The organism is Stenotrophomonas sp. LARHCG68 (assembly GCF_052871705.1).
In genome coordinates this window covers 126,986-145,080 of sequence record NZ_JBIXJV010000007.1, presented here as the reverse complement: position 1 = coordinate 145,080, position 18,095 = coordinate 126,986, and the positions used below count along the sequence as shown (strand labels likewise).

16 protein-coding genes and 1 other RNA gene are annotated in these 18,095 nt (G+C 69.3%); 12 read left to right on the top strand and 5 right to left on the bottom strand.

Going from position 1 to position 18,095, the window contains the following annotated elements; genetic code table 11:
* Window positions 1–73: 73 nt before the first annotated feature.
* Genes ACIPR8_RS18240 through ACIPR8_RS18225 form a run of 4 tightly spaced genes read right to left on the bottom strand, consistent with a single transcriptional unit; the run spans window position 74 to window position 4,122 of the window.
* Complete coding sequence (locus ACIPR8_RS18240; protein ID WP_446541920.1) at window positions 74–1,492, bottom strand: FAD-binding oxidoreductase; 1,419 nt, start codon at window positions 1,490–1,492, stop codon at window positions 74–76.
* Window positions 1,489–2,031, bottom strand: coding sequence for a metal-dependent hydrolase (locus tag ACIPR8_RS18235; RefSeq protein ID WP_323438179.1), 543 nt, complete (start codon window positions 2,029–2,031; stop codon window positions 1,489–1,491). The genes ACIPR8_RS18240 and ACIPR8_RS18235 overlap by 4 nt, the downstream gene beginning before the upstream one ends.
* Window positions 2,031–2,408 carry a YraN family protein gene (locus ACIPR8_RS18230; protein ID WP_132864998.1) on the bottom strand — a complete coding sequence of 126 codons (378 nt, stop codon included), beginning with the start codon at window positions 2,406–2,408 and terminating at the stop codon, window positions 2,031–2,033. The genes ACIPR8_RS18235 and ACIPR8_RS18230 overlap by 1 nt, the downstream gene beginning before the upstream one ends.
* A complete protein-coding gene (locus ACIPR8_RS18225) occupies window positions 2,398–4,122 on the bottom strand; it encodes a penicillin-binding protein activator (RefSeq protein ID WP_446541919.1) in 1,725 nt (574 codons plus the stop codon). The genes ACIPR8_RS18230 and ACIPR8_RS18225 overlap by 11 nt, the downstream gene beginning before the upstream one ends.
* Window positions 4,123–4,203: 81 nt before the next feature.
* On the opposite strand from ACIPR8_RS18225, the gene rsmI reads away from it, so the two are divergent.
* The 3 genes from rsmI to rnpB all read left to right on the top strand — a co-directional run bounded on the left by rsmI (window position 4,204) and on the right by rnpB (window position 6,184).
* Window positions 4,204–5,040, top strand: coding sequence for a 16S rRNA (cytidine(1402)-2'-O)-methyltransferase (rsmI, locus tag ACIPR8_RS18220; RefSeq protein WP_446541918.1), 837 nt, complete (start codon window positions 4,204–4,206; stop codon window positions 5,038–5,040).
* The gene (locus tag ACIPR8_RS18215) at window positions 5,018–5,782 is read left to right on the top strand and encodes a hypothetical protein (RefSeq protein WP_446541917.1); all 765 of its coding nucleotides are present in this window, start codon (window positions 5,018–5,020) and stop codon (window positions 5,780–5,782) included. The genes rsmI and ACIPR8_RS18215 overlap by 23 nt, the downstream gene beginning before the upstream one ends.
* A gap of 49 nt (window positions 5,783–5,831) precedes the next feature.
* Window positions 5,832–6,184: RNase P RNA component class A (rnpB, locus tag ACIPR8_RS18210), an RNA gene on the top strand.
* 877 nt (window positions 6,185–7,061) lie between these two features.
* On the opposite strand, the gene ACIPR8_RS18205 is transcribed toward rnpB, so the two are convergent.
* Window positions 7,062–7,832 (bottom strand): NRDE family protein, encoded by a 771-nt coding sequence (locus ACIPR8_RS18205; RefSeq protein WP_313252698.1) that lies wholly within the window; start codon window positions 7,830–7,832, stop codon window positions 7,062–7,064.
* A gap of 320 nt (window positions 7,833–8,152) precedes the next feature.
* Between ACIPR8_RS18205 and mraZ the strand changes: the two genes are divergently transcribed.
* Genes mraZ through murG form a run of 9 tightly spaced genes read left to right on the top strand, consistent with a single transcriptional unit; the run spans window position 8,153 to window position 18,055 of the window.
* Window positions 8,153–8,608, top strand: coding sequence for a division/cell wall cluster transcriptional repressor MraZ (gene mraZ, locus ACIPR8_RS18200; RefSeq protein WP_132864993.1), 456 nt, complete (start codon window positions 8,153–8,155; stop codon window positions 8,606–8,608).
* 14 nt (window positions 8,609–8,622) lie between these two features.
* Window positions 8,623–9,591, top strand: coding sequence for a 16S rRNA (cytosine(1402)-N(4))-methyltransferase RsmH (gene rsmH / locus ACIPR8_RS18195; RefSeq protein WP_192286680.1), 969 nt, complete (start codon window positions 8,623–8,625; stop codon window positions 9,589–9,591).
* A complete protein-coding gene (gene ftsL, locus ACIPR8_RS18190; RefSeq protein ID WP_132864991.1) occupies window positions 9,588–9,851 on the top strand; it encodes a cell division protein FtsL in 264 nt (87 codons plus the stop codon). Before rsmH ends, ftsL begins: the two co-directional genes overlap by 4 nt.
* On the top strand, window positions 9,848–11,710 hold the full coding sequence (locus tag ACIPR8_RS18185; protein WP_446541916.1) for a peptidoglycan D,D-transpeptidase FtsI family protein: 1,863 nt from the start codon (window positions 9,848–9,850) through the stop codon (window positions 11,708–11,710). The genes ftsL and ACIPR8_RS18185 overlap by 4 nt, the downstream gene beginning before the upstream one ends.
* Before the next feature lie 8 nt (window positions 11,711–11,718).
* Window positions 11,719–13,194, top strand: a complete 1,476-nt coding sequence (locus tag ACIPR8_RS18180; RefSeq protein ID WP_446541915.1) for a UDP-N-acetylmuramoyl-L-alanyl-D-glutamate--2,6-diaminopimelate ligase — start codon at window positions 11,719–11,721, stop codon at window positions 13,192–13,194.
* Window positions 13,191–14,573 (top strand): UDP-N-acetylmuramoyl-tripeptide--D-alanyl-D-alanine ligase, encoded by a 1,383-nt coding sequence (locus ACIPR8_RS18175; RefSeq protein WP_446541914.1) that lies wholly within the window; start codon window positions 13,191–13,193, stop codon window positions 14,571–14,573. Before ACIPR8_RS18180 ends, ACIPR8_RS18175 begins: the two co-directional genes overlap by 4 nt.
* Window positions 14,563–15,648, top strand: a complete 1,086-nt coding sequence (mraY, locus tag ACIPR8_RS18170) for a phospho-N-acetylmuramoyl-pentapeptide-transferase (RefSeq protein WP_132864987.1) — start codon at window positions 14,563–14,565, stop codon at window positions 15,646–15,648. The genes ACIPR8_RS18175 and mraY overlap by 11 nt, the downstream gene beginning before the upstream one ends.
* Complete coding sequence (ftsW, locus tag ACIPR8_RS18165; RefSeq protein ID WP_192286676.1) at window positions 15,648–16,964, top strand: putative lipid II flippase FtsW; 1,317 nt, start codon at window positions 15,648–15,650, stop codon at window positions 16,962–16,964. The genes mraY and ftsW overlap by 1 nt, the downstream gene beginning before the upstream one ends.
* Window positions 16,964–18,055 (top strand): undecaprenyldiphospho-muramoylpentapeptide beta-N-acetylglucosaminyltransferase, encoded by a 1,092-nt coding sequence (gene murG, locus ACIPR8_RS18160; RefSeq protein WP_446541913.1) that lies wholly within the window; start codon window positions 16,964–16,966, stop codon window positions 18,053–18,055. Before ftsW ends, murG begins: the two co-directional genes overlap by 1 nt.
* Window positions 18,056–18,095: the final 40 nt, after the last annotated feature.

Genomic DNA, 18,095 nt, shown 5'->3' with positions numbered 1-18,095 from the left:
ACCTACGATTCCCCGCCACGCGCGACGGCGCATGCAGGCGCGCCGGTCGCCGTGCGTGTGCGGGGGCAATGTCTCAGGGGAAGTCCGTGCCCTGGTGCCCATGGGGAGTGGGCACCAGGGGCGGCATTACCTTCCCCGGGTTGAGGATGCCGGCCGGGTCCAGCGCCTGCTTGATCGCCTGCATCGCGGCCAGCGTGCTGGCGCTGAAGGCCTGGGCCATGAAGTCGCGCTTGGCCAGGCCGATGCCGTGCTCCCCGGACAGCGTGCCGCCCAGCGCCAGCGTCAGCGCGAACACCTTGGGCAGCGCGGCATGGGCGCGGGCGCTCTCACCGGCGTCGTCCGGATGGTAAAGGATGTTGACGTGCAGGTTGCCGTTGCCGGCATGGCCGAAGGTGACGATCGGCAACGCCGCTTCCCGCGACAGCTGCTGCACGCCCTCCACCAGTTCCGGGATGCGCGATACCGGCACCACCACGTCCTCGTTGATCTTGCCTGGCGCAATGCTCTTCAATGCGGGGGAGAGCGCGCGCCGCGCCGCCCACAGCCGGTCGCGGGCGCTGCCGTCGGTGGCCACGTCCAGTTCCAGCATGCCATCGCCTTCGGCGGCCTGGGCCAGTGCATTGAGCAGGTAAGGCAGGGTGTCGTCGTCGCCGTCGGCCTCGATCAGCAGCATCGCGCCGGCATCGGGCACCTGCGCACCATTGCGGCGCAGCAGTTCGAGGCTGCGGGCATCCATGAATTCCAGCATGGTCGGTGTCACCGGCTGTGCCATCACCCGTGACACCGCGGCCGCGGCCGACCCGGCGTCGCGGTACAGCACGCGCAGGCCGGCCTGCGCGCGCGGTCGCGGCGCCAGCTTGAGGGTGGCTTCCACGATCAGTGCCAGCGTGCCTTCGCTGCCGACGATCAGGTGGGTCAGGTCGTAGCCGGTGGCGTCCTTGGTATACGGGCCGCCGCAGCGGATCAGCGCGCCGGTGCCGGTCACCGCGACCAGCCCGAGCACGTTGTCGCGGCTGGTGCCGTACTTCACCGCGCGTGGGCCGCCGGCATTGCAGGCCAGATTGCCGCCGATGCTGCAGATATCGGCACTGGACGGGTCCGGTGGCCAGAACAGTCCATGCGGCATCAGTGCCTGCTGCAGGTCGCCGTTGAGCACGCCGGGTTCGACCACCGCGCAGCGGTCGCCCGCGCGGATGTCGAGGATGCGGTTCATGTGCGCGAAGGACAGCACCACGCCGCCGGCGGTGGGCACCGCGGCACCGGTGGTGCCGGTGCCGGCGCCACGGCCGACCAGCGGCACGCCATGGTCGTGGCAGGCACGCACGATGGCCTGCACCTGTTCACGGTTGCGCGGCAGGGCCACGCCCTGCGGCAAGGCGTGCCGCCAGGAGTTGTCCTGCGCGTGCGCTTCCAGCGCGGTGGCATCGGTGCGCCAGTCATCGCCGAGCAGTTCGGACAGGGTGGCGTGGAAGGCGGGCGGCAACGGCGTCATGGGGATGTCTGATCGGTGGGTGCGCGGTGCTGGACCAGCTTCCAGCCCAGCACGCAGGAGAATAGCGGCAGCCATACCCAGCGCAGTTCCGACAGCACGGTCTGCAGCCCGCGGGCGCTGAAGAAGTTATTGGCGAAGGGCGAAACGCGGATGGGGCGCCACGGCGCGAACAGGCGCTGCTCGCTCCACGGCCACCACAACGCCACGCCCAGCCCGCCCGAGGTGAAGGCGTCCAGCAGCGGATGCGACAGCGCGCAGGCGGACACGAACGCGGCCGCCTGCACCCGGCTGGCGCGCAGCCAGGGCGACAACGCGCATGCCACCAGGCCCAGCACGGCGGCGAACAGCAGCGAATGGCTCGCGCCGCGATGACCGAAGGCATCGGCATAGGGAATGTGCAGGGCGAAGGCGAGCACGTCGGCATCGGGCAGCATCGCCGCCGCTACGCCGGCACCGAGCAGGCGGGCGGAAATGCGCCCGCGTTCGCTCGCGCACCACAGCGCCAGCGGGACCGCGGCATGGGTGAAGACACTGGGCATCAGCAGTCGTCGGCGCGGAAGGCGTCGCGGATCCAGTGCAGGCGCGGGGGCTCGCCACTGGCTTCGACCACGTCGAACCGGCATGGCAGGCGTGCCAGCGCGTCGTGCTGGGACAGGTACAGCTGCGCGGCATGCAGCAGGCGGCGGCGCTTGCCGGCATCGACCGAGGCGGCGCCGCCACCGAATGCGCTGGAACGACGGTAGCGGACCTCGACGAACACCAACGCGCCTTCGCGGCCGGCCTCGCGCATCACCAGGTCCAGTTCACCGCCCCGATAGCGGACATTGCTGGCCAGCCAACGCAGGCCGGCCTGTTCCAGGTGCGTGCGCGCGGCAGCTTCCACCGCCGCGCCACGCCGGGCCTGGTCAGCGGCCATCACCGATCGGGGTCGGGCGGCCGCCGCTGAAGGTGGACCATGCCGGCGTGCGCAGCACGTTGCCGAAGCCGTCCAGGTGCAGCGCGCCGGTGGCACCGCTCAGCCCGCCGCTGGTGCTGGTGGCCAGCTTTTCCAGGTAGGCGGTGATCTTCCAGGCATCGAAGCCGAAGGCGAACAGGCGGGCAGCACCGCCACGTGCGGTCGGCAGGGTGCTGGCCAGACTGCTGGCGGCCGGCAGGCCGGCCACGCCGCGCGTGGTCCATGCCTCGCTCGGATAGATGATGCCGTCCAGCGCGGTGTCTTCCTCGGCCTTGCCGGTGTTGTTGACCAGCTGCGAGGTGCCGACGCGGCTGACCCCGGCCAGGCCGGACAGTGCCAGCTGCGGGGCCAGTGCGCGCGCCTGGTTGCCCTTCACCGCGAGGAACACCGCGTCCACGCCGGCGGCCTGGCGCAGCTGCGCGCTGATGTCGCCGGGGGCTTCACCGACATTGATGCTGGCGGCGAGCTTGCCGCCGCGTTCGGCGAAACGCTCCTTGAACGCGGCGCTGGCACGGCGGCCGCTGTCGTCGTTGCTGGCGATCACCAGCACGTTGCCGCGCTCGCGGCCGAGCAGGTATTCGGCGGCCATGATGCCGTCGTCTTCCGGGGCCAGCGAGAACGCGGCGCTGCCCGGCGGCGGTGCATCCTTGCCGCGGTTCAGGGCCAGCAGCGGGACCTGCAGCGGATCGCGGTGGAACAGCGCATCGACCTCGTCCCGGCCCAGCGGGCCGACCACGAAGTCGGTGCCGGCGGCCACGGCCTTGTCATAGGCGGCGATCGCACCGGCGGCGGTGCCGCGGGTGTCGAGGAAATCGATCTGCGGGCGGCGCCGGCCTTCGCCGTAATAGCCGGCCAGCAGGCCATCGCGCACCGGCGCGGCCGCGGTGGCCAGGTTGCCGGTCAGCGGCAGCAGCACCGCGAGCTTGACCGGCGGACGGTAGCCGTCGACATCGGCCGGCGGGCGCTTGCCGGTATCAACCTGCCACGCGGCATCGCGGTCGAACGGACGCGGCAGCGGCAGGCCACGGCCGAGCAGGGCGCGCCCGGCGTGGTTGTACAGCGGGTCGCCGACTGGCAGCGCGGCGGCGCGGCTGGACAGGGTGGCATCGTTGATGCCGGCCAGCAGGCGGGTGATGGCGCGCTGGTTGTCGCTGCGTGCGGTGCCGCTGAGCAGCACGCCGGCGCGGGCGCGCTCGGCGGCGGCGGCGAACGCATCGCCGGTGGCTTCCAGCGCCTGCGCGCGGGCCAGCAGCCAGCGCGTCTGCAGCGCGGGCGGCAACGGGTCATTGCTGCCGGTGAGCGCCTGCAGGGCCACCGCCGGCTGCTGCTCGGCCAGGGCCTGCTCGGCCAGCATCAGGTGGTACCGCTGGCGGGTGGCACCGCTGAGCTGGCGCACCTGCACCTGCGGGATCAGCATGCGCGCACGCGCATCGTCGCCGGCGTCGTGCCAGGCAAAGGCGGCGTCGGCCAGCAGCATCGACTTGCCCGCACCGCGCGCCTGCGCGGCCTGGGCCTCCAGTTGCTGCGCCGCTTCGCGCGGCTTGCCCTGCTCGAGCAGGGCGATGGCGGCCTGCTGGGCAGGCGACGTGGTCGGCGCCACGCTGGTGGTGGCGCAGCCCACGAACAGCAGCATCGACAGTGACAGGGCGGAAATCCGAGCGGCTTGCTTGTTCATTTGAGGTCCGTTCGACGGGGCGCGGCGGTGCCGGGCGGGGGAAACGGTAGGATTCTACCCTTGCCCATGGAAATCCCGATGATGAGTACCACCGTTGCCACCTTGTATGTCGTTGCCACGCCCATCGGCAACCTGGCCGACCTGAGCCCGCGCGCGCAGGAGGTGCTGCGTTCGGTGGCGGCGATCTGCGCCGAGGACACCCGTCATACCGGGCAGCTGCTGTCGCATTTCGGCATCAGCAAACCGTTGGTCGCGCTGCACGACCACAACGAGGAAGCGATGGCGCAGCGCGTGGTCGCGCGCCTGCAGGCCGGCGAATCGCTGGCCGTGGTCAGTGATGCCGGTACCCCGCTGGTCAGCGACCCGGGCTTCCGGCTGGTGCGCGCCGCGCGCGCGGCCGGCATCAAGGTCAGCCCCGTGCCGGGGGCGTGCGCCGCCATTGCCGCATTGAGCGTGGCCGGCCTGCCCAGCGACCGCTTCGTGTTCGAAGGCTTCCTGCCGGCCAAGGCGGCCGCGCGCCGCGACCGCCTGCAGCGGTTGGCCAGCGAGACAGGCACGCTGGTGTTCTACGAGTCCTCGCACCGCATCGCCGAATCGCTGGCCGACATGGCGATGGCATTTGGTGCCGAGCGACCGGCGGTGGTCGCGCGTGAGCTGACCAAGCTGTTCGAGACCGTGCTGGATGGCTCGCTGGCGCAGCTGCTGGCCACCGTGCAGGCCGACGACAACCAGCGCAAGGGCGAGTTCGTGGTGATGGTGCAGGGCGCCGGCGACGATGAGGCGGCCAAGGTCGCCGAAGGCCGCCGCCTCTATGTCAGGCTCAACGAGCACCTGCCTCCCTCCACCGCCGCCAAGCTGGCGGCCGAACTGAGCGGTGCGCCGCGCAAGGCCTTGTATGGACAGGGCGGCAACGACTGAGGCGTGGTGGGCGGCGGCCGACGCCGCCAGCCTGCGCGGGCAACTGGACCTGCGCGAGCATCCATTGGCCGTGGCCACGGGCAGCCAGGCCAAGGAGCAGCGCGAACGCTGGATGATGACCCGCTGGCTGACCGCCTGGTCCCCGCAGTTGGCGTACCCGGTGCAGGTGCACAAGCGCGAAAGCCCGGATTTCCTGGTCGATACCGGAACCGGGCGGGTGGGCGTGGAATGCATGGAGGTGGTGCCGGAGAGCTTCAAGCAGCTGCAGGCCAAGCTGAGCGGCATCAACTCCGGCTGGGTCCGCCCGGCGGCGCATCACCGTCAGGGGGATGGACGGGCGGAGTGGGACAGCCCGTTGATGCGGCAACTGCTGGCCGATACCTACGAAGGCAGTCCCTGGATCGGTGATGAGCCGGAGCGGCTGTGGGTGGAGGTGATGCGCTGGGCGGTGCAGAAGAAACGCGAGGTGCTGCACAAGCCGGCGTTCGCGGTACAGCCGTGCAACGTCCTGCTGCTGTACGACAACTGGCCGCTGCCGCCGGTGGCGTTCATCGAGGACGTCGCCGAGGAAGCACTGCGGGACTGGGGGTTGGCGGCGCTGGATGCGTTGTCGGCGCAGTTGATGGCCAGTGACGCGCATGCCGACTTCCAGCAGGTCGACATCCTGCGCGAAGGCTGGCTGCTGTCGTTCACCGCCACTGGCGTGCAGCGCATGCGCTATGTGCCGCCCGTGGCCGGATGAACGAAGCGTCGGGCAGAAACCCTGCTGGACGTGCGACAATGCGCGCGGCGGAGTCGGCCAGACAGTCGCGTCATTCCTTCGGGAATGCCGAGGAAAGTCCGGGCTCCACAGGGCAAGGTGCCAGGTAACGCCTGGGCGGCGAGAGCCGACGGACTAGTGCAACAGAAAGATACCGCCTACGTCTCCTTCGGGGGGCCGGTAAGGGTGAAATGGTGCGGTAAGAGCGCACCGCGAGTCTGGCAACAGACCGGCACGGCAAACCCCACCTGGAGCAAGACCAAATAGGGACCTCATGACGTGGCCCGCGTCGGGTCCGGGTAGGTTGCTTGAGCGTCACGGTGACGTGGCGCCTAGAAGAATGACTGTCCACGACAGAACCCGGCTTATCGGCCGGCTCCGCCGCTTTCCTCGCCTGCCTGGCGAGCAAAGCCCCAAGGTTCCGCGGCGCGAAACCTCGGGCCCCGGGCCTCTGCCCACCCAATTCCCCGCGCCTGTCGGCGCGCCCCCTTTACTAATAAAGGGGGCTTCCTGCTGCTGTGGGATGGCTTGGCTCGCTTCGCATCGCGGCGGGGCACCGAAAAGCGCGAATGCCAGGCTTCAGTTCCAGGAATGCGTGATCCGCTGAGCCCCTCTCCCGTCCACGGGAGAGGGGTTGGGGTGAGGGCGGCTTATGGCGGATCGTTCCACGCGGTGGCGTGCACCACCTGCCTGGCGAGGAAAGCCCCAAGGTTCCGCGGTGCGAAACCGTGGGCCCCGGGCCTCTGCCCACCCAATTCCCCGCGCCTGTCGGCGCGTCGCCTTTACTAAAGGGGGTTTCCTGCTGCTGTGGGATGGCTTGGCTCGCTTCGCATCGCGGCAGGGCACCGAAAAGCGCGAATGCCAGGCTTCAGTTCCAGGAATGCGTGATCCGCTGAGCCCCTCTCCCGTCCACGGGAGAGGGGTTGGGGTGAGGGCGGCTTATGGCGGATCGTTCCACGCGGTGGCGTGCACCACCTGCCTGGCGAGGAAAGCCCCAAGGTTCCGCGGTGCGAAACCGTGGGCCCCGGGCCTCTGCCCACCCAATTCCCCGCGCCTGTCGGCGCGTCGCCTTTACTAAAGGGGGTTTCCTGCTGCTGTGGGATGGCTTGGCTCGCTTCGCATCGCGGCAGGGCACCGAAAAGCGTGAATGCCAGGCTTCAGCTCCAGGAATGCTTGATCCACCGAGCCCCTCTCCCGTTCACGGGAGAGGGGTTGGGGTGAGGGCGGCTTCTCTGGCAAGCCCCCGGCAAACCCCGCAGCCTCACTCCCGGCCCGGTGCCACATCGACGCGCTGCTCGCCCAGGTACACGCCGTCCGGCCCGAATCGGCGCTCATGGATGAAGCCGCGGCCATCATGGTCGATCGCGACCACCGTGCTGGCGCGGGTGCCATAGTCACGGCCACGGATGAACGCGCTGGAGAGCATCCGCTCCAGTTCCAGTGGAACGCCGGTGGCCGGCAGTTCCGCGTCTGGCGGCCGCGTCTCATCGGCAAGGGCCTGCCAGATCACGTCCAGCGCCTCCTCGCCGCTCTCCAGCCAGCCGTCCAGTACCTGCATCAGGCGACGGGTCTTGGGCCAGGGCGCGTCCAGCGCGCCATTGGACATGCCGTGGATGCCCGGTTGCAGTACCCGATGGGCCGCGGGGCGGTTGCCCAGGTAGGCGCAGTGGTCCGCATCGGCGACCAGCAGGTTGAACGGGGCGAACTCGGCCGCACGCAGGGCCAGTGCGTCGGTATAGGCGGTGGCACCGGCGTTGCCCTCCAGGTAGCCGGCGATCAGCTCGCCCCGCGAGGGGCCGCCGGTTGCGGCGGTCGGATCACGGACATTGGTGACCACGGCGGCGTGCCCGTTGCCATTGATTCCCATCCAGCTGCCGCCCGAGCGCAGGTCGCGCCCGGCGATCACCGCTGCCGGGGAATCCGGCCAGGCGTGCAGGGCAGCGGTCGGGCGGGCGTGGAACTCGTCGCGGTTGCCGGCCATTAGCAGGCGCCAACGGGGATGGCATTTCCAGGCAAGGGTGACCAGGCACATGCACGGAGTGTGCCTGTTTGCGCAGTTGCCAGCCATGCCCGCCTGAATGGCAGGGTAGCCACCGGTGTGATTTCACATGGCTTCTACAGTGCTGAATTTCATGGAAATCTCAAAATTTGAGACGAAACAGCAACTTGTGGATAAGCCTTGAACAAGTCTCTAAACATTGCTGCAAGCTATTGATGCTTATGGCGATTTTGTGCACGGAAAGTTGTTGACAAGCCAAGGTCGGCTGCTAAGGTGGGCATCAGAGGGAAAACCGGGTTTTTTGTGGTTTTTCGTGGTTCAATGACCCCCTGGGCAAAAGCGGACAAACAGGTATAGCCGTCGTGTTTCAAGGCGAGACTGCCATCACGGTTGACGACAAGGGACGCATGGCGGTGCCAACCGCCTACCGCGACCTGGTCGCGCGCGTGAGCGGCAATCGCCTGGTACTGACCTACAACCCGTTCGAAGCCGGTTGCCTGTGGTTGTACTCAGAGCAGGAGTGGGAACGGGTGCGGGACGATGTGATGGCCAAGCCCAACACGCAGCGCGTGGTGCGCACCCTGCAGCAGAAGCTTGTCGGTTCGGCGGCCCATCTGGAACTGGATGGCAATGGCCGCATCAGCCTGCCTTCCAGTCACCGCAATGCGGTGGGCATCGAGAAGAAGGCCGTGCTGATGGGAATGGGCGACAAGTTCGAACTTTGGAGCGAGCAAGCGCATCGCGCACTGATCCAGCAGACATTGTCTGACGAGGATCTGGGCGATGGGCTGCTCGACTTGAAGTTGTGAGCCGGGGTGCCCGGGTGCGCGGTCAAGCGCAGGCCGGTCACCCTCCGGTGTCGCAGCCGCCGGCGGCTCACCTGCCGGTGCTGTACACCCAGGTCCTTCAGGGCCTGAGGGTGATCGAAGACGGTACTTACCTGGATGGCACGTTCGGTCGTGGCGGTCACGCCGGCGGCGTGCTGCGCCAGCTCGGCCCGGACGGGCGCCTGCTGGTGATGGACAAGGATCCCGAGGCCATCGCCGTGGCCGAGCGCGACTTCGCGCCGGACGGCCGTGTGTCGATCTACCGCGGCAGCTTCGCCGACCTGCTGGACTGGAACCAGACCGCCGCCGGCCTGGACGGCGTGCTGTTCGACCTGGGCGTGTCCTCGCCGCAGCTGGACGTGGCCGAGCGCGGTTTCAGCTTCGGCAAGGACGGCCCGCTGGACATGCGCATGGACCCGGATTCGGGCGAGAGCGCCGCGCAGTGGGTGAACCGCGCCGAAGAGCGCGAGATCGCCGACGTGCTGTGGACCTACGGCGAGGAGCGGCAGAGCCGCCGCATCGCCCGGGCCATCGTTGCGCGTCGTGCCAACCAGCCGTTCAGCCGCACGGCCGAACTGGCCGACGTGATCGCCTCGGTGATGCCGCGTGGCAAGGACAAGATCCACCCGGCCACGCGCAGCTTCCAGGCCATCCGCATCCACATCAACCGCGAGCTGTCCGACCTGGAGGCCGGGCTGGACGCGGCGATGGCGCGGCTCAAGCCGGGCGGCCGGCTGGCGGTGATCAGCTTCCATTCGCTGGAAGACCGCATCGTCAAGCAGTTCATGAACCGCCATGCCAAGGCCCCGCCGAGCAACCGCCGGCTGCCCGAGGCGGTGGCCTTCGTGCCGACGCTGGACCTGATCGGTGGCGCCATCAAGGCCGAGGACGACGAACTGGCGGTCAACCCGCGCTCGCGCAGCGCGGTGCTGCGGGTTGCCCAGAAACGCGAGGTGGCTGCATGAGCCGCCTGCTGCTGATCGTGCTGCTGGCCTGCACCATCGCCTCGGCGATCGGGGTGGTGTTCATGCGCCATCGCCATCGGCAGCTGTTCGTCGAATTGTCCCGGCTCGAGCACGCCCGCGACGAGCTGAACATCGAGTTCGGTCGCCTGCAGCTGGAGCAGGCCACCCTGGCCCAGGCCACGCGCGTGGACCAGGAGGCACGGGGCCGGCTGGCGATGAAGTTCCCCGAGGCCGCTGACATCGTGGTGATCCGGCCATGAACCAGCCCGTGCGCAACCGCAACCGCAGCCAGTTCAACCTGCGCAACCGCCTGATGATTGTGGCCGTGGGCCTGGGCCTGTGCGGGGTGACGCTGGTCGGGCGCGCGGCCTACGTGCAGTTGATCAACAGCGACTTCTACCAGCGCCAGGGCGAGGCCCGTTACCTGCGCGAAGTGCCGATCCCGACCTCGCGCGGCATGATCACCGACCGCAACGGCGAGCCGGTGGCGGTGTCCACGCCGGTGGCCTCGATCTGGGTCAACCCGCAGGAACTGCTGCGCGTGCCCGAGCGCATCCCCGAGCTGGCGCAGGCCCTGGGGCTGCCCGCCGACGAAGTGACGGCCAAGGTCACGCAGAAGGCCGACAAGGAGTTCATGTACCTGCGCCGCCGGATGAACCCGGACGTGGCCGAGCAGGTCGTGGCGCTGAAGATCCCGGGCGTGTTCTCGCAGCGCGAGTTCCGTCGCTATTACCCGCAGGGTGAGGCGATGGCGCACGTGCTGGGCTTCACCAACATCGACGACCACGGCCAGGAAGGCCTGGAGCTGGCCTTCGACGAATGGCTGCGCGGCAAGCCGGGCATCAAGAAGGTGATCCGCGACCGCAAGGGCGCGATCGTGGAGAGCATCGACCTGGTCCGTCCGGCCGAGCCGGGCAAGGACCTGACCCTGAGCATCGATCGCCGCATCCAGTTCCTGGCCATGCGCGAGCTGCGCAACGCGGTGACCACCAACCGTGCGGCCGGTGGTTCGATCGTGATCATGGACGTGGCCACCGGCGAGGTGATGGCCATGGCCAACCTGCCGACCTACAACCCGAATGCCGTCAGTGGCGCCACCCCGGACACGCGCCGCAACCGCGCGGTGACCGACCTGGTCGAGCCCGGCTCGACGATGAAGCCGCTGACCATCGCCACCGCGCTGCAGAACCACGTGGTCACCCCGGACACGGTCATCGACACCAACCCGGGCTACCTGTCGCTGGGCCGCTACACCATCCGCGACGTGCCGCGTAACAACGGCGTGCTCAACGTCACCGGTGTGATCACCCGCAGCTCCAACATCGGCGCGGCCAAGATCGTCGCGCGCATCCCCGACCAGATGTTCTACGACTCGGTGCGTGGCTTCGGTTACGGCGTGGCCCCGCACAGCGGCTTCCCCGGCGAATCGGCGGGCGTGGTGCCGTCGCCGGGCAGCCCGGGCTGGTACGGCACCACCAAGACCACGATGTCCTACGGCTACGGCCTGTCGGTGACGCCGCTGCAGATCGCGCAGGCGTACTCGGCGCTGGCCAACGGTGGGCAGGTGATCCAGCCGACCTTCATCAAGGGCCAGCGCAACGAGGCGCGGCAGGTGCTGGACCCGTCCGTGGCCCAGGAAGTGGTGCGGATGATGGAAACCGTGGTCACCAACGGCGGCGCCAAGCAGGCGGCGATCCTGGGCTATCACGTCGCCGGCAAGACCGGCACCGCGCGCAAGAACGGCCCCAACGGCTACGAGCGCGGTCACTACAACCTGTTGTTCGCCGGCGTGGTGCCGGCCACCAACCCGCGCTATGCCGCGGTGATCGTGGTCAACGACCCGCAGGGCAGCCTGCAGTACGGCGGCCTGGTGTCCGCGCCGGTCTTCCACCACGTGATGGAAGGCACGCTGCGCCTGATGGACGTGCCGCCGGACGACATCCAGTCGTGGCTGGCGGCGCAGGCCGCGGGCAAGGTCGGGGGCAAGCCGGGCAGCAGCACGGCACCGCTGCCGATCCCGCAGGACGCCGCCGAAGCCACCAACGCTGAAACCGAATTCGACGCCGCACTGCCAACGGCCAGTGCGCCTGCGCCTGCCACGACGGAGGTGCGCCAGTGAGCCGCACGATGCTGTTGTCCCACCTGCTGCCTGACCTGGCCCTGCCGCACGACCCGCAGATCAGCGGGTTGGTGCTCGACTCGCGCCACGTGCGCCCCGGCGATGCCTTCGTGGCGATTGCCGGCTTCGGCGCGCATGGCCTGGGTTTCGTCGAGCAGGCCAGGGCCAACGGCGCCTCGGTGGTGCTGTTCGAGCCGCCGGCCCCGGCCGAGCTGCCGGCCCCGGCCGATGCCATCGCGGTGCCGGGCCTGCGCCAGCGCATGGGCATGATGGCCGACCAGTTCCATGGCCAGCCGTCGCGTGCGATGACCATGGTCGGCGTCACCGGCACCAACGGCAAAACCTCGACCGTGCAGCTGTTGACCCAGGCATGGCACCTGCTGGGCATCGCCAGTGGCTCGATCGGCACGCTCGGCGTGGGCCTGTACGGCAACATCGTGCCGACCGGCTTCACCACGCCGCTGGTGCTGCAGATGCATGACGTGCTGGCCCAGCTGCGCGACGGTGGCGCCGCCGCGGTGGCGATGGAAGTCAGCTCGCACGCCCTGGACCAGGGGCGCGTGGATGCGGTGCATTACGACGTGGCGGTGTTCACCAACCTCACCCGCGACCACCTGGACTACCACGGCAGCATGGAAGCCTACGGCGCGGCCAAGGCCCGGCTGTTCCACCGTGCGGGTCTGAAGGCGGCGGCGATCAACCTGGACGATGCGTTCGGCCGCGACCTGATCACCACCCTGGCCGAAGGCGTGCAGGCCATCGGCTTGAGCTCGACCGGCCAGGCCGGTGCCAGCGTGCGCGCCGAGCAACTGGTGCTGGACGGGCAGGGCATCGGCTTCGAGCTGGTGATCGGGGACGCGCGCTTCGCGCTGCGTTCGCCGCTGCTGGGGCGCTTCAACGTCGACAACCTGCTGGCGGTGGCCGGTGCGCTGCATGGCCTGGGCCAGCCGGCGGCGACCATCGCCCAGGTGCTGGCGCAGCTGCAGCCGATCCGTGGCCGCATGAACCGTCTCGGCGGCCACGGTGAACCGACCGTGGTCATCGACTACGCGCACACGCCCGACGCACTGGAGCAGGCGCTGCGCAGCCTGCATGGCCACCTCGATGGCCGCCTGCTGTGCGTGTTCGGCTGCGGTGGCGAGCGTGACACCGGCAAGCGCCCGCAGATGGCGGCCATTGCCGAGGAACTGGCCGACGTGGTGTTCGTCACCGACGACAACCCGCGCGGCGAGGACGGCGACGTGATCGTCGCCGACATCATGGCCGGCTTCGCCGATCCGTCCCGGGTCAACGTGCAGCGTGACCGTGCCCGCGCCATCGGCGCGGCCGTCGCGCAGGCGGGCCCGGGCGACATCGTGCTGGTCGCCGGCAAGGGCCACGAGCCCTACCAGGAGATTGCAGGTATCAAACATCCTTTCGATGACACCGACGTGGCATCGCGCGCGCTGCAGGCACGCTCGGCGAACGGGGAGGTGACCGCATGAAGCGCACCCCGCTGTCGCTGATCGCGCATTGGGCCGGCGGTGAGATCCACGGCGAGGACGTGGCGATCGATGCCATTGGCAACGACACCCGTACGCTCGCCGCCGGCAGCCTGTACGTGGCACTGCGCGGCGAGCGCTTCGACGGCCACGACTTCGCCGCCGACGCGGTGGCCCGTGGCGCCAGCGCGCTGCTGGTGGATACGCTGCAGCCGCTGGACGTGCCACAGGTCGTGGTCGCCGACACCGCCCTGGCCCTGGCCCGCATCGCCGCCGGCATGCAGCAGGGCCGCGCCACGCGCGTGTTCGCCATTACCGGCAGCAACGGCAAGACCAGCGTCAAGAACCTGCTGCTGGCGATCCTGCAGCACGCCGCCGCCGTGCAGGGCCTGCACGTGCATGCCACGCCGGGCAACCGCAACAACGAGATCGGCCTGCCGCTGGCGGTGATCGATGCGCCGGACGATGCCGACTTCGCCATCTACGAGATGGGCACCGGCAAGCCGGGCGACATCGCCTACCTGACCGCCATCGCCGCGCCGGACGTGTCGGTCGTCAACAACGTCGCGCCGGCGCACCTGGAGCGCATGGGCAGCCTGCTGGAGATCGCCAACACCAAGGCGGCGGTCTACGACGACCTGCGCGCCGACGGCGTGGCGGTGATCAATGCCGACGATGCGTTCGCACCGTACTTCGTGGCCCGTGCCGGCAGCCATCGGGTGCTGCGCTTCGGCCTGGAGGCCAGCGCCGAGGTCACCGCCACCGGCATCGTGCTGGGCCAGGGCAGCTCGCGGTTCCAGCTGCACGCGCCGCAGGGCGAGGCCGCGGTGGCGCTGCAGTTGCCGGGCCGCCACAACGTGCTCAACGCACTGGCCGCCGCGACGCTGGCGCTGGCCGCCGGCATCGCGTTGCCGCTGGTGATCCAGGGCCTGGCGCAGGCGCGCCCGGTCGCCGGCCGCCAGGTTGCCCACGTGCTGGCCAATGGCGCGGTGCTGGTCGATGACAGCTACAACGCCAACCCCGGTTCGCTGGCCGCGGCGATCAGCGCGCTGGCCGCAGGCCAGGAAGAAGGCTGGCTGGTGCTGGGCGACATGCGCGAACTGGGCCCGGATGCACGCGCGTTGCATGCGCAGGCCGGGCAGCGCGCCCGCGCGGCCGGCCTCAAGCGCCTGTACACGCTGGGGCCGTTGAGCGAGGCCGCATCGACCGCCTTCGGCGAAGGCGGCCGCCATTTCGACAGCCATGCCGCGCTGGCGGCCGCGCTGGAAACCGAACTTCATGCTGGCGTGCGTTGCCTGGTCAAGGGCTCGCGCGGCAGCGCCATGGACAAGATCGTGACCGCGCTGTTGCCGCGCGGCGAGGAAACCCCGCATGTTGCTTGAACTGGCCCGATGGCTGCAGCAGTTGGACGGCCTCTTCCGCCTGTTCAACTACCTTACCTTCCGCGGCATCCTGGCGGCGCTGACCGCGCTGTCGCTGTCGCTGTGGCTGGGCCCGATCGCGATCCGTCGCCTGGCCCAGCTCAAGGGCGGCCAGCCGATCCGCAAGGATGGCCCGCAGTCGCACTTCTCCAAGGCCGGCACGCCGACCATGGGCGGTGGCCTGATCCTGACCACCGTGCTGATCTCGGTGCTGCTGTGGGGCGACCTGCGCAACCGCTACGTGTGGCTGGTGCTGGTGGTGATGCTGTGCTTCGGCGCCATCGGCTGGTACGACGACTGGATCAAGATCGCCAAGCGCGACCCGAACGGCCTGAAGTCGCGCTGGAAGTACCTGCTGCAGTCGATCTTCGGCCTGGCCGCCGGCCTGTTCCTGTTCTACACCGCCGACGTGCCGGCGGCGCTGACGTTCTACATCCCGATGTTCAAGTCGATCGCGCTGCCGCTGGCGGGCATCAGCTTCGTGGCCATCGCCTATTTCTGGATCGTCGGCTTCTCCAACGCGGTCAACCTGACCGATGGCCTGGACGGCCTGGCGATCATGCCGACCGTGCTGGTCGCCTGCGCGCTGGGCGTGTTCGCCTATGCCTCCGGCAACGCGGTGTTCTCCAGCTACCTGCAGATCCCGCAGATCCCGGGCGCCGGCGAGCTGGTCATCATCTGCGCGGCCATCGCCGGCGCCGGCCTGGGCTTCCTGTGGTTCAACACCTATCCGGCCATGGTGTTCATGGGTGACGTCGGCGCACTGGCGCTGGGCGCGGTGCTGGGCACCATCGCCGTGATCGTGCGCCAGGAGCTGGTGCTGGTGGTGATGGGCGGCGTGTTCGTGATCGAGACCCTGTCGGTGATGATCCAGGTGGCCTCGTTCAAGCTCACCGGCAAGCGCGTGTTCCGCATGGCCCCGATCCACCACCACTTCGAACTGAAGGGCTGGCCGGAGCCGCGCGTGATCGTGCGCTTCTGGATCATCTCGGTGGTGCTGGTGTTGATCGGCCTGGCAACGCTCAAGGTGCGCTGATGGACGATTACTCGCGTCAGGCAACCCGACTGGAAGCCATCGGCGGCAGCTACGACAAGTGGCTGCTGGGCGCCGCCATGGCGCTGGCTTCGATCGGGATCGTGATGGTGGCTTCCAGCTCCATCGCGCTGACGCAGAGTCCGTTCTACTACCTGACCCGCCACCTGATGTTCATCGCCATCGGCGTGGTGCTGGCCGCGGTGGCGATGCGGGTGGAGCTGAAGGAAATCGAGAAGTACAACCAGCTGCTGCTGCTGGGCTGCTTCGCGCTGCTGATCGTGGTGTTCATCCCCGGCCTGGGCAGCAGCGTCAACGGCGCGCGGCGCTGGATCAACCTGGGCGTGTCCAAGTTCCAGACCGTGGAAGCGGTGAAGGTGCTGTACATCGTGTGGCTGTCCAGCTACCTGGTGCGCTTCCGCGACGAGGTCAACGCGACCTGGGTCGCCATGCTCAAGCCGGTCGGCGTGGTCGGCCTGCTGGTCGGCCTGCTGCTGATGCAGCCGGACTTCGGCTCCTCGATGCTGCTGCTGGGCATCACCACCTGCATGCTGGTGCTCGGTGGCGCGCAGATCAAGCGCATCATCCTGCCGGTGCTGCTGATGCTGCCGGCGCTGGTGCTGCTGGTGATCTTCGAGCCGTACCGCATGCGCCGCGTCACCTCGTTCATGGACCCGTGGCAGGACCAGCTCGGCTCGGGCTACCAGCTGTCCAACGCACTGATGGCGATCGGCCGCGGCGAGTGGACCGGCGTCGGCCTGGGTGCCTCGATCCAGAAGCTGAATTACCTGCCCGAATCGCATACCGACTTCATCTTCTCTGTGATCGCCGAGGAGCTCGGGTTTCTGGGGGTGTGCGCGATCATCGGCCTGTACGCGCTGCTGGTCGGCCGTGCGTTCTGGCTGGGCATGCGCTGCATCGAGATGCGCCGCCACTTCGCCGGCTACATCGCCTTCGGCATCGCGCTGTGGATCAGCCTGCAGACCTTCGTCTCGATCGGCGTGAACCTGGGCATGTTGCCGACCAAGGGCCTGACCCTGCCGCTGATCTCCTCCGGGGGCTCGAGCGTGATGATGACCTGCGTGGCGATGGGCCTGCTGCTGCGCGTGTCCTACGAATACAACCGCGCCGTGCGCCGCCAGGAATTCCGCGAGGACATCGAACCGGTGGTTGCCGCCGCCGAGGACGACAGCGCCGAGCGCCGTTCGGCCACCGAGGTGGCCGCCGCGCTGCAGGCCGCCAACGGGCGCGACAGCTCGGCGCGCGGTACCAGCCGCATGCAGCAGCGGGTCGAACCGACCTTCGGGAGGATCGCCTGATGGCCGCGTCCACTGCCCAGGCACGCCCGGTGATGATCATGGCCGGCGGTACCGGTGGCCACATCTTCCCCGGCCTGGCCGTGGCCAAGGTGCTGCGCGCGCGTGGCGTGCCGGTGGTGTGGCTGGGCGCCGATGGCGCGATGGAAACCCGGCTGGTCCCCCAGCACGACATCCCGATCGACACGCTGGCCATCTCCGGCCTGCGCGGCAAGGGCAAGCTGGCCTTGCTGGGTGCGCCGATGCGCGTGCTGCGCGCCATCCGCGGCGCCGGCTACGTGCTGCGCGAGCGCAACCCGCGCGCGGTGGTGGCCTTCGGTGGCTTCGCCGCCGGCCCGGGTGGCATGGCCGCGCGCCTGCACGGGCTGCCGTTGCTGGTGCACGAGCAGAACCGCGCGCCGGGCATGACCAACCGCATCCTGTCGCGCTTCGCGCGGCGCGTGCTGACCGGTTTCCCGGGCAGTTTCGCCAATGGTCGCGAGGAAGCCGTGGGCAACCCGGTGCGCGAGGAGATCGCCGCGTTGCCGGCGCCGGACGTGCGCCTGGCCGGACGCAGTGGCCCGATGCGGCTGCTGGTGCTGGGCGGCAGCCAGGGCGCACGCGCCTTGAACAACGCCGTGCCCCAGGCACTGGCCGCGCTCGGTGGCGGCGTGGCCATCGAGGTCTGGCACCAGTGCGGCGAGAAGCTGCACGAGGAAGCCCTGCAGGCCTACCGCGCCGCGCGCGTGGACGGTCGCGTCGATGCGTTCATCAAGGACATGGCCGCCGCCTATGCGTGGGCCGACCTGGTGGTGTGCCGCGCCGGCGCTTCGACGCTGGCCGAGCTGTGCGCGGTGGGTGTGGGCAGCGTGCTGGTGCCGTTCGCCGCGGCGGTGGACGACCACCAGACCCGCAACGCCGAATACCTGGTCGAGCGCGGTGCCGCCGAACTGCTCAAGCAGGACGACGCGCTGGCCAGAAACCTGGAAGGCGTGCTGCGCACGCTTGCCGATACGCCGGCCCGCCGCATGCAGATGGCGCAAGCCGCGCGTGCGCTGGCCAAGGTCGATGCGGCCGAACGCATCGCGGACATCATTCTCGAGGAATCAGCATGAACACGGCACCGCGCACCCGCGCCCGCCACACCGGAGGCCG

Bases quoted from the DNA above. Each gene is read 5' to 3' on its own strand.
- ACIPR8_RS18240 (WP_446541920.1), bottom strand. From the start codon at position 1,492: ATGACGCCGTTGCCGCCCGCCTTCCACGCCACCCTGTCCGAACTGCTC.
- ACIPR8_RS18235 (WP_323438179.1), bottom strand. From the start codon at position 2,031: ATGCCCAGTGTCTTCACCCATGCCGCGGTCCCGCTGGCGCTGTGGTGC.
- ACIPR8_RS18230 (WP_132864998.1), bottom strand. From the start codon at position 2,408: ATGGCCGCTGACCAGGCCCGGCGTGGCGCGGCGGTGGAAGCTGCCGCG.
- ACIPR8_RS18225 (WP_446541919.1), bottom strand. From the start codon at position 4,122: ATGAACAAGCAAGCCGCTCGGATTTCCGCCCTGTCACTGTCGATGCTG.
- rsmI (WP_446541918.1), top strand. From the start codon at position 4,204: ATGAGTACCACCGTTGCCACCTTGTATGTCGTTGCCACGCCCATCGGC.
- ACIPR8_RS18215 (WP_446541917.1), top strand. From the start codon at position 5,018: ATGGACAGGGCGGCAACGACTGAGGCGTGGTGGGCGGCGGCCGACGCC.
- ACIPR8_RS18205 (WP_313252698.1), bottom strand. From the start codon at position 7,832: ATGTGCCTGGTCACCCTTGCCTGGAAATGCCATCCCCGTTGGCGCCTG.
- ftsL (WP_132864991.1), top strand. From the start codon at position 9,588: ATGAGCCGCCTGCTGCTGATCGTGCTGCTGGCCTGCACCATCGCCTCG.
- ACIPR8_RS18185 (WP_446541916.1), top strand. From the start codon at position 9,848: ATGAACCAGCCCGTGCGCAACCGCAACCGCAGCCAGTTCAACCTGCGC.
- ACIPR8_RS18180 (WP_446541915.1), top strand. From the start codon at position 11,719: ATGCTGTTGTCCCACCTGCTGCCTGACCTGGCCCTGCCGCACGACCCG.
- ACIPR8_RS18175 (WP_446541914.1), top strand. From the start codon at position 13,191: ATGAAGCGCACCCCGCTGTCGCTGATCGCGCATTGGGCCGGCGGTGAG.
- mraY (WP_132864987.1), top strand. From the start codon at position 14,563: ATGTTGCTTGAACTGGCCCGATGGCTGCAGCAGTTGGACGGCCTCTTC.
- ftsW (WP_192286676.1), top strand. From the start codon at position 15,648: ATGGACGATTACTCGCGTCAGGCAACCCGACTGGAAGCCATCGGCGGC.
- murG (WP_446541913.1), top strand. From the start codon at position 16,964: ATGGCCGCGTCCACTGCCCAGGCACGCCCGGTGATGATCATGGCCGGC.